Source organism: Neptunomonas sp. (genome assembly GCF_041601355.1).
Lineage (GTDB): Bacteria > Pseudomonadota > Gammaproteobacteria > Pseudomonadales > Balneatricaceae > Neptunomonas.
Map to the genome: position 1 here is coordinate 1 of NZ_JBFIIH010000145.1, position 9445 is coordinate 9445.

The 9445-nt window shown below is 45.8% G+C and carries 6 protein-coding genes and 1 tRNA gene; 2 read left to right on the plus strand and 5 right to left on the minus strand.

What is annotated here, in order from left to right; genetic code table 11:
* Positions 1-201: hypothetical protein (locus ABY436_RS17180; RefSeq protein ID WP_372740156.1), on the plus strand; the 201-nt coding region annotated here is incomplete at its 5' end.
* 1144 nt (positions 202-1345) lie between these two features.
* On the opposite strand, the gene ABY436_RS17185 is transcribed toward ABY436_RS17180, so the two are convergent.
* The 4 genes from ABY436_RS17185 to ABY436_RS17200 form a co-directional block, all read right to left on the minus strand.
* Positions 1346-2443, minus strand: coding sequence for an enoyl-CoA hydratase/isomerase family protein (locus ABY436_RS17185; RefSeq protein ID WP_372740157.1), 1098 nt, complete (start codon positions 2441-2443; stop codon positions 1346-1348).
* A gap of 187 nt (positions 2444-2630) precedes the next feature.
* Positions 2631-4292 (minus strand): BCCT family transporter, encoded by a 1662-nt coding sequence (locus ABY436_RS17190; protein WP_372740158.1) that lies wholly within the window; start codon positions 4290-4292, stop codon positions 2631-2633.
* 190 nt (positions 4293-4482) lie between these two features.
* A complete protein-coding gene (locus ABY436_RS17195; protein WP_372740159.1) occupies positions 4483-5262 on the minus strand; it encodes an enoyl-CoA hydratase-related protein in 780 nt (259 codons plus the stop codon).
* Between the two features lie 101 nt (positions 5263-5363).
* The gene (locus ABY436_RS17200; RefSeq protein ID WP_372740160.1) at positions 5364-6995 is read right to left on the minus strand and encodes an acyl-CoA synthetase; all 1632 of its coding nucleotides are present in this window, start codon (positions 6993-6995) and stop codon (positions 5364-5366) included.
* A 1088-nt stretch (positions 6996-8083) separates the two neighbouring features.
* On the opposite strand from ABY436_RS17200, the gene ABY436_RS17205 reads away from it, so the two are divergent.
* Positions 8084-8995, plus strand: coding sequence for a LysR family transcriptional regulator (locus ABY436_RS17205; protein WP_372740161.1), 912 nt, complete (start codon positions 8084-8086; stop codon positions 8993-8995).
* A 317-nt stretch (positions 8996-9312) separates the two neighbouring features.
* Here ABY436_RS17205 and ABY436_RS17210 read toward each other — a convergent pair.
* A tRNA-Leu gene (locus ABY436_RS17210) sits at positions 9313-9399 on the minus strand.
* Between the last annotated feature and the right edge of the window lie 46 nt (positions 9400-9445).

Sequence of the window (9445 nt, forward strand, 5' to 3'; positions counted from 1 at the left end):
AATGTTAATTATCAAGGCGTTATCTACCAGCATCTTCCCCTCTCAATGCTGCTTTTTGGCAGCCTCCTTGGGAAGAGGTGCGCATTCTACAGACTCCCCGAAAGGAGTCAACAGCCTTACCTTAAAAAAGTGAAAATTATTAGAAATAACACTAAAAACAACAAAGGCGCCACTCGGGCGCCTTTGCTTACCACTCAATAAACCTAAACAGCACACTCAAGCCCCCTTCAATAACTAATTCATAGTTATCAAAGACAAGAGAATCGCCTGAACATGCAGTATCAGCATGCCAAGCTCCAAACCAACCACAGCCATCCCTCTAAATTAGCCACTTACTTGCAAATCACCGGAAGCAGACTATAGTTATTTTAAGCTCAGGATGAGCTTATGGCATGGAAGGCATTCTCAGGACGAGAACTCGCATAGGATGGCCGGCTTACCACGGAGGTAATTGCCTTCCTGCTTTTTTTGACACGCATCAACGACATCAATATTTTCCAGCCTTCTCGCTTGCGACAGTAAGGTAAAACATTGTTAGATAAGCGTAGGACTACAACCCGTTCGCTTTCGCCTTTTCGATAAGGCCATAAAATTTAGCACTGGCCTGGGCCTGTCTGACTCGCAGAGAACAGCCTGAGTTTTTCGTCCTATGAAAACGTGACGTATCACATGCTCAGCACGACTGCCGCCAATCGATCATCGCAAAAGTCGCGCAGCACTTGGAACATTAAAAGTAATGAGATCATTTATAACAACTGAAAAGTATGATGGTCCCGGAGCCGGAATTGATTATCATCATATTAAAGCACCTATAGATACGATGACATAATCTTGACTTAGATTTTTGAAGGGTAAGTTAAAAACATATGGGACTACTCGCTCTAAAGTATTTCCATATTGATGGAAATATCTACCACCATAAACCTGTATTCATCAATAACTCAATATGAAAATTGTATTACACCTTTCAATTTCACTCTTATTAACCAGTTCTACGCTTATTCAGCACAAGCTTTCGAGTTAATTCGACAGCATCCCATATTTAATGACATATCAAGTATAAATCATTATCAGGGTACCCCAACACAACCACTCCCGCACGCTCTGAAATAATAATTTCTGTTCCATTTCGTGAAACCCTTCCCCCATACCCGATAACTCACTGGGGAAACAAGTTTCTGCTTGCCAGGGAAATGGGATGGACTCCCCCTCCACCGGTATTAATCTGCCACAGAGGTAGCTGAGACAACCCATCGAAAGCAGGAGTCCATCCCATTTCCCTAGACCCATAAATCCGATGGTTGCCATTTTTTTGCCTGGTATTCTTAACGTTGTTTTTAATCTGTTACATATCAGCCAGTGGATTCACATCCCACGGCGATACAAAAAACTCATCTACGACGGTTTCATCAACGTCATCCAGTGTCTTGAAGGTCCACTGCGGGGTGCCGTCTTTATCCACCAGTAAGGCACGCACTCCTTCAGCGAATTCGCTGTGCTTACCCGATTGAACCGACAATACCAACTCACTTGCAAACACCTCTTTGAGGGACATATGTCGAGAGACTTTTAGTTGTCGTGCTATTAAGTGAATCGCCAGCGGACTGCCGTGGCGAATCGCCTTCTGTGCCCGGCTGATCCACTTATCGTCACTTTCTGCTGCTAATAAAACATCAATAATCCCCTTGACGCTGTCCTGATCAGTGACGCGCTGAATAAACTCATAGTTAGTTTGTACAGGTGAATTACCATTAAACGCCAACTGTGATTCTGATTCCAGATCGCGCAGTACCCGGCTGGTCGGTGCATAAGCATCACCGGACCAGGACTCGGCCTGAAGCTTCTCTACAACCTGGCCACGCAGTTCTGATGCAATAAAGCGATCCGCCAAACCAAGGAAAAGCGCATCAGCTGCGTTGATCCCATTACCGGTTAATCCCAAAAACAGCCCCGTACGACCCGGCATATGATTTAGGAACCAACTGCCGCCAACATCAGGATAAAAGCCAATAGTGACTTCCGGCATCGCCATATAAGTCTTTTCTGTGACGACCCGGTGACTACAACCGTTCATCAGGCCCATACCCCCCCCCATCACGATGCCGTTGCCCCAACAGATGATTGGCTTGGGATAGGTATGCAGGGTGTAATCAAGAATGTATTCGCGGGTGAAAAAATCTTCTGGAAATTTCGGGTCGCCATCACCGACCATCGCCTTAGACAGGTTGACGACATCCCCTCCTGCGCAGAACGCTTTCTCGCCAGAACTATCCAGTATCACACAGACTACCGATTCATCGTCTTTCCATTCATCCAGTTTTGGCTGAATCAGGTCGATCATATCCAGGGTTAAAGCATTCAAAGAGCGTTCAGCATTCAGCTGAATCTCAACGATTTTTTTACCATCCCGGGTAGCAAATTCATTAAACAGTACACAGCTCATCTATTTTCCCTCTGTTCACCGCTTAGCGGTTTTTTTTCATGCTATAGAGCACCCTGTTATCCCGTAGGAAGCGCTCCATCAGGTATTTGTCAATTTCCTTTGCACGGCTGCGCTCCCCTCCTTCTTGATCTGCTACATATAAGTAGACACATATACTTCAAAAAGGAGGCAATAACGCTAGTGTATGCTAAACGGAACTTTGCGCGACATCCGGGTCAAAGGCAGTCTCTTTGACATATTCCAACTGCCCAACCACAGGAATGTCTTGAACGATCTGAGTGATACCTTTGGTTTCATGCATTACGTGGTGTGCCTGCTCCAGAGAGCTACCGAAGTCCTCTTTAAGCATGCGCATCAATGAGAACACCAACAGAGCCATCAAGGGCAGCATTGGTAGGGCAAGTACTATAGTGGCTGATTGAACAGCCTTTAGTCCGCCCATCAGCATCATGGCAATTGCAGAACCGCCAAGAATCATTGCCCAGATAATACGGTTCCAACAGGCAGGCTCTTCATCACCGCTCATATCTTTGGAGCTTATTGATGCTAATACGAAGGCTGCTGAATCCATGGTTGTTGCGGTAAAGACAAAGAACAACACAATAAATGCAAGGATAAATACACTGGCAAATGGCAAAGAATTTACTGTCGCGACAATGGTAGCGGGTATGCCACTCTCAGACAGAATGCTGGACAATGATAGGGATTCGGTGATCTCCAGATTAATGGCATAGTTACCCCAAACTGCGAAGAATACCCAGGAACCAAGGCTGCCCCAGGTAATGCCGTACAGAATCAGCTCACGAATAGTACGACCTTTAGATATACGGGCAACAAACAGGCCGACCATTGGCGCATAAGCCAACCACCATGCCCAATAGAATGTTGTCCAGGCTTGCGGATAGCCGCCCTTGTTGACAGGGTCTGTCCACAGACTCATGTGGAAAAAGTTACCCATCAGTAAGCCAAGGCTATTACTGGCCGAATCCAGGATAAACAGCGTCGGACCGGTCACGAGCACGAATACCAACAATACTAGTGCAAGCATTGTGTTGATTTGACTAAGAATTTTAATGCCTTCAGATAATCCCTTATACACACTCCAGCTAAAAATTGCCGTCCAGATCACCAATACAACCAGTTGAAGCCCAAACGAGTCAACTAGCCCAAATGCTTCGCTGAACAGTGCAGAAAGGACAGGCACTGATAGCCCCAAAGTGGTTGCGGTACCACCCAGAATACTTAAGATCACCAGCACATCTATCACCTTACCGACAGGGCCATATGCTTTATCACCTAATATGCCAACGCACGCCTCACTGATCCGGAACAGGCTGCAACGTCTCACATAGACTATATATGCAATGGGCAGGGCTGGTAGCAGATATATCGCGTAAGGAATCAAGCCCCAGTGGAACATCGAATACATGCCAGCCCATTCAGCGGCCTGATTGCTCCCCGGTTCTATGCCCATCGCAGGGCCTTGCATGAAGTAAAGAGGCTCGACAAAAGACCAGTTCATGATGGACGAGCCCATTCCGGCACAGAACATCATTGCTATCCAGCTGAACTTTGAGTACTCGGGTTTATCCTCTAAACGTCCGAGTCGGATTTTTCCATAACGACCCAATGCGAGCCAGAACATGAAAATAAAGAGAGAAAATGCACCGAGCTGGTATGCCCAGCCTAGCTTATTAGTGATGACAGAAATTAAATCGCCCGCAACTTTACCAGCAGCATCAGGGCTCAAGCAGATTGGAACCAATAGACCAACAATAACAATTAATGCGGGCCAGAATATATAGAAGTCAATTTTTGGAGGACAAACTCCACTTATCTGTTTATTCATTCTGTGTACTTCCTCTGAATTCTATCCGCAAGTTAGCGTCTCTCTTATTTTTTTATCAAGTAAAAATAAGAGACCACTATCAAGTAGATGATTTGATTTCAAAATCATGTGTTATTAAAAATAATAGGCGTTTATATTTAATTTCGAGCAATCCTCCGTCGAATAATAAAAATGTCATGCATTGGTTTATTTAACAGCCACGCCACGTTGGCTTTCGCTTTTCAACAAAAGCACGGGCTCCTTCCTTAGCGTCCTCAGAGCTCATAACTGAGTCAAAAAACTCCACCCGTTTGACTTTACTAAGCTCAGCCGTTTCAGAAGTAGATATGGATTCAACGAGTGCAGAGGCCTGTTTGCAGGCGGATACCGACAGCGGAGCAGCAGCAATAATCTGCTCCGCTAATTGATAGGCTGTTTCCCGAAGATGTTCAGCAGGAACAACTGAATTAATAACCCCAAAGGTTAGTAATTCCTCCGAGGCCATTCGGCGCCCAGTGTACAACATTTCCATCGCTATATTTCTAGGCAACCGTCCTAAAAGACGTTGGATGCTAACCAAAAAAGGCACATTGCCGATAAGAGTCTCGGATAGGAAAAATTCAGCATGCTGACTAGACACAATAAGGTCGCAAGCTAACATCATCTCGAAACCTCCCCCTACGCAAACCCCGTTCACAGCAGCAATGACCGGTTTGCTCAGGCTGGTAAAATGAGTAAGGCCGGCAAAACCATTCGGGCCGTAGTCAACATCTCCATGCTTTTCATCAAGCTCTTTGAGGTCCGCCCCAGTACAGAAATAGTTTTGTCCTGCGGCGGTTAGAATCGCTACCCGGTATTCGTCGCTTTGATCGAATTCTAAAAATAAACGGTTGAGCTCACGACTAGTTTTAGAATCAATCACATTCGCTTTGGGACGGTCAATAATGATTTCCAGTATCTGACCTTTACTCTGGACAATAAGACCTGACATGCTGGCAACACTCCTGAATATATGAATTCATGTTCAAGGACACCCACAATGTGCAGGCGTCGATTATGAACATCGTTCTTTTTATAAGTTTGTATACCCTATCAACCCAAAGCCACTAGCGATTCAACCAATAAGCCTCGCAACTTTTCCCGGCAAATTTTTCCGGTTGAGGTTACAGGTAGCTCATCGACAAACTCTATTCTTTTCGGGTAACAGTGAGCGGCCAGATGCGCCTTCACAAACCTCTGCAACTCGCTAACTAACTCATCGCTCCCCTCAATACCGTCCTTTAATTGGATCAAAGCAACGATGGCTTCTCCCGCGCGATCATCAGGCACACCAATGACACCGACTTCTGATACTTTTTCATGTGCCAATAACTGGGCTTCCACCTCCTCAGGCCCCACCCTCAGTCCATTAACCAGAATCAGATTGTCCAATCGTCCGTAGTAATAGAGAAAGCCTTGCTCATCACGCATGCCTCGGTCACCCGTAAGCAGCCAGCCGTTCAGGTATTTCTGGGCCGTTTTATCGGGCTCATTCCAGTAATTCAGCATATTGCTAGGATTATCATGCCAGACGGCAATTTCTCCGATTTCACCCGCAGCCAACGCCACGCCTTGTGTATCGAGGATACTGACGCGCTTACCCGGCGTGATACGCCCCACTGATCCGTCAGGAGTTTTGTAAAGGGTCGAACAGGCCACTGCCGTCTGATTGGATTCAGTCGATCCAAACTCATCGTTAACCGGCACACCGAAAGTCTGTTGTGACCATTTGAGTACCTCCGGCGACATCGCCTCTCCCCCTGTCATAATCGCACGCACACTTAGCCCCCTCTTAGGAGCAGGCTCCTTACTCATCTTCCGCAGTACGGCTGTGGCCAAAAATGGGCACGTTATCTTGTGACGCTGCATTACCTCATAGGCGCGTTGTACTGAAAACCGACCTGGCGTTACCACGACCGGATGGCCTAAATACAAGGCAGGAAAAACCAGATCACCCAGAGACCCTAGCCAAGACCAATCCGATGCAGTCCAGAAAACGTCGCCAATCTGCGGTGCCATCTCGAAGCCCAATTGAATACAGGGAATATGAGCATTGGCCATTCTATGAGCATGAAGGACGCCTTTGGGAGCGCCTGTGGTGCCGGATGTGTAGAAGATCAATGCTGCGTCATCAGCAGCAGTGTCTGCAATAATTAACTCAGCGTCTTTGCCCTGCAACAGGCTACCGAAATCCACCTCGTCTTGCTGAGCTTGTTGATTAATGACCACCACATGGCACAAGGCAGGAATATCCAGATCACGCAGTTTGTCAGCGCCTTCTCGGTTAGTGACAATGAGTTGGGCTCCACTATCAATGATTCTGAACGCTAACCCTTCACCAGAATAAAGTCCTGCAACAGGGACGGAAATAGCCCCAAGCTTAAAGCATGCCAAGTGAGCGAGTAGAGCCTCCACATCCTGCCCTAATGAAATGACCACCCGATCGCCACGCCTTATACCGAATTCCTGGAATGAGAGCGCCAGATTATCAGTCAGCCTCTTAGTCTCTGCAAAGCTGTAGTGCCTGACACCTTTTTCTGTATCTTCAATAATTGCTGTGGCTAAAGGCGTTGAATTTGCGTGCCGATCACAAATAACATCTGCGATATTTAGGGACTGGGGGATATCCCAGACAAAGCCATCGACGAGTTGCTCGTAAGAGCGGGCACTAGGTTCAATCAACATCGCTTGTACCTCTCCATTAATATTATCTTTTGTTTTACTGACACTGATCAGCTAACGAGTAAATTTCATCAGTTATTGGCTTGACTATTCCGAATTAAGCTCGAACAGCAGTCTCTCTCGGATCGACCAACCTTGAAAAGCGATATATTTCTCTAGCGGGTATCGTCTTTTTCTATACCCTTAGACAGCCTATAAGGAAAACACCCGTTTACATTGAGAGGGGAGCTTGATTGGTGGCTAAATCAGCCCTGCAAACCGGGCAGGTTCAGTGATCAAACTATATAAATTAAGCCCTATTCATGCACGATAGGTCATTGCAGGATAAACAAGATATGCTCAACTGCTGGAGTACATGATTTTCATTTTAGCAAAATATTGATTGCACCCGACCTTACTGAAAGCAACCTAATGACTGCAATGCAGCCAACTACGCAATCACTTCAGTCACCCCGCTATACCAATACCAAGGATTGAAACCTACCGATAATTTGGCATCTCTTAGGAGGAGTCTACGCTCTGACCTTTTGCAACACTGCTGCTATTTTAGATGACACTTCAAACCTCAGCTAAAAACAGAGGAGGTGGCCATTGATGATCCGCTGAGTATTTAACGCCACTGGCAGTGGTGCCGGAATTACAGAAGACCAGCGCAGGCCTCAATATTCTGCCCTGAGGTTATGGCCACACGAACGCCCTTTTTGATACCAAGTTACCGAAAAGTGATAGCCTGATTGCCTGATAATCGCTTAAAGTCTGAAAAACTGTAGTGTCGAACCTCTTGCTCAGTATCTTCGAAGATTGTCTTAACTAATGGGATGAGCGTGCAGGATGGTCACAAAGAAGATCCGCAATATTCAAAGAATCGAGAATGTTACAAACGAAGTTTGCGACGAGTTACTCATTGGAAAGTACTGTTGGAAAAATCAGCATATTAAATTAACTCTTTTTCTGTTATCTAATTTATTCGTCGGCACCAGCCGTTTTGTCTAAATGATATTTTTTCAAAGTCACCAGAGATTTAAAATCACCAAATTTCCATAGATCCTATCGAAATTTTCTATACCCAATAGGTAACGAGAGGAAAATGTATGCAACTATCCCAGATTAAAACTTTCTTAGAAGTCCTCGAGACAGGCTCCATTGTTAAAGCTGCAAACCATCTGCATATCACGCAGTCCACTGCTAGTAGTCGAATTCAACAACTTGAGAATGAAATCAATCAGAAATTATTTACCCGAACTCATTCAGGCGTAAAGGTTTTGCCCGCAGGCCTGCGCTTCCAGCCTTATGCCTTGCGAATACTTCAAGCTTGGCAGCAAGCAAACCAGGACATCATATTGCCTGAAGGGTTTAAGGGGCTTTTCAGTCTGGCGATTCAAGCCACCTTATGGGAGAGGTTCAGCTCCCTCTGGATCGCTTGGATGAAAATCAACGTCCCGGAATATGTGCTAAGAGTTGAGGCAGATTGGTCCCAAAGAATGATGCATAACCTCTCCGATGGTTATCTGGATATAGCCTTAACCTCAGTGCCGCATGCTGTGTCCGGCCTAAAAACTGAAAAGCTTATGGATGACCCGCTGATACTGGTGTCTTCTTCCCCCTTACCATTAAAGGAATGCTTGGGAGCTAATTACATTTATATCGATTGGGGGCCGGCTTTCAATGAACAACATCGGCTGGCTTTCCCAAATCTCGATACTCCTACCCTGACAGTCGGCCTGAGTGATCAAGCCCTGCAAATAATTTTAAAAGAGGAAGGATCTGCCTATCTATCACTAAAGTCAGTAAACGAAAAACTTGAGCAAGGCACCCTACATCGGGTAGCGGGTGCACCTCAACTTATCGTTCCGCTTTACCTAACGTATCCCGAGAATCATGCCAACCCAGAGATTCTAAATTTAGGCTTGCAGGGTCTGCGCGATCTAGCATCATCCATGTGCAAAGACTATCAGGATGAAGATAAGAGAGGGAATACCGGAGTTTTCTGCGAAGACTCATAGTCGCTTTGTCTTCCTCTTCCTGGCAGACGAGCATTTGCTTTTCGCATACCTGATTTATATGCGAGAGATCAAAGCTTGCGCCCTATCAAAAACTTAAAATCAGATAGTCCTAGATCGAATGTTTGCTATAGATAAATGAGTAAGGGGGCTGCTCCTACAATTGAGGCACAAGCTAACGTTCTACATCGCCTTCAATGAAGGCTAAACAGGCTTCTATGAATATCGTGTAGGGTTTTCGTCGTGACTAAAACTAAATTAAGTGGATTCATCTATGAAGGGTTTTAGAGATATTTTGTGATACTTTGGGACAGTAGTGATGGTGCCCGGAGCCGGAATTGAACCGGCACGCTCTTTCAAGCGCAAGATTTTAAGTCTTGTGTGTCTACCAATTTCACCATCCGGGCTGGATTCTCCGCTGTAGCTTTTGCTACTGGAGTAGGTGGAGGCCGT